Source organism: Pseudomonas sp. NPDC086566, assembly GCF_050280885.1.
GTDB lineage: Bacteria > Pseudomonadota > Gammaproteobacteria > Pseudomonadales > Pseudomonadaceae > Aquipseudomonas > Aquipseudomonas vlassakiae.
Window position 1 is genome coordinate 1 of the sequence record NZ_JBNNWD010000031.1, and the last position, 1,643, is coordinate 1,643.

General features: G+C 60.3%; 1 protein-coding gene. It reads right to left on the reverse strand.

Features of this window, described 5'->3' with window-relative positions:
- The coding region (locus ACQKPS_RS26735; RefSeq protein ID WP_427606286.1) for an immunoglobulin-like domain-containing protein at positions 1-1,643 on the reverse strand (1,643 nt) is incomplete at both ends.

Genomic DNA, 1,643 nt, shown 5'->3' on the forward strand with positions numbered 1-1,643 from the left:
GTCACGGTCACGGCGGTCTGGGCAGGGTTGCTCAGGGTCACGGTGTAAGTGATCACGCCGCCTTCGGTGATGCCTGGGGTGGCGGTCAACGTGGCAGTGGTGGTGTCGATGGAGTCGCTGATGACGGTCTCGACTGGGGTCTTGTCGGCCTCCAGGGCTTCGAAGTTGCCGCCTTCGGCTTTCTCGATCGAAACCGAAACGGTGGAGCCATTGTTGTAGACGTCGTTAGCGGCTGTCGGCACATCGACGGAGCCCACGGTTTTGCCAGCATCGACGGTGATGGTCTTGCCGTTCGACAAGGTCACGGTCACGGCGGTCTGAGCAGGATTGCTCAGGGTCACGGTGTAAGTGATCACACCGCCTTCGGTGATGCCTGGGGTGGCGGTCAACGTGGCAGTGGTGGTGTCGATCGAATCGCTGATGACGGTCTCGACTGGGGTCTTGTCAGCCTCCAGGGCTTCGAAGTTACCGCCTTCGGCTTTCTCGATCGAAACCGAAACGGTGGAGCCGTTGTTGTACACGTCATTGGCCGCTGTTGGCACATCGACGCTGCCCCCGGTTTTGCCGGCTTCGACCGTAATGGTCTTGCCGTTCGACAAGGTCACGGTCACCGGAGTCTGAGCCGGGTTGCTCAGGGTCACGGTGTAGGTGATCACACCGCCTTCGGTGATGCCCGGGGTGGCGGTCAACGTGGCGGTGGTGGTGTCGATCGAGTCACTGATGACGGTTTCGACTGGGGTCTTGTCAGCTTCCAGGGCTTCGAAGTTACCGCCTTCGGCTTTTTCAATGCTGACGCTGACAGTTGAACCATTGTTGTACACGTCGTTAGCGGCTGTCGGCACATCGACGGAGCCCACGGTTTTGCCGGCTTCGACGGTGATGGTCTGGCCATTGGACAAGGTCACGGTCACGGCGCTCTGAGCCGGGTTGCTCAGGGTCACGGTGTAAGTGATCACACCGCCTTCGGTGATGCCTGGGGTGGCGGTCAACGTGGCAGTGGTGGTGTCGATCGAATCGCTGATGACGGTCTCGACTGGGGTCTTGTCAGCCTCCAGGGCTTCGAAGTTACCGCCCTCGGCTTTTTCAATGCTGACGCTGACAGTTGAACCGTTGTTGTACACGTCGTTGGCCGCTGTCGGTACATCGACGGAGCCCATGGTTTTGCCCGCATCGACCGTAATGGTCTTGCCGTTCGACAAGGTCACAGTCACGGCGGTCTGAGCCGGGTTACTCAGGGTCACGGTGTAGGTGATCACACCGCCTTCGGTGATGCCTGGGGTGGCGGTCAACGTGGCAGTGGTGGTGTCGATCGAGTCGTTGATGACGGTCTCGACTGGCGTCTTGTCAGCCTCCAAGGCTTCGAAGTTACCGCCTTCGGCTTTCTCGATCGAAACCGAAACGGTGGAGCCGTTGTTGTAGACGTCGTTAGCGGCTGTCGGCACATCGACGGAGCCCACGGTTTTGCCGGCTTCGACGGTGATGGTCTTGCCATTGGACAGAGTCACGGTCACGGCGGTCTGGGCAGGGTTGCTCAGGGTCACGGTGTAAGTGATCACGCCGCCTTCGGTGATGCCTGGGGTGGCCGAGAGGGTCGCGGTGGTGGTGTCGATCGAATCGCTGATGACGGTCTCGACTGGCGTCTT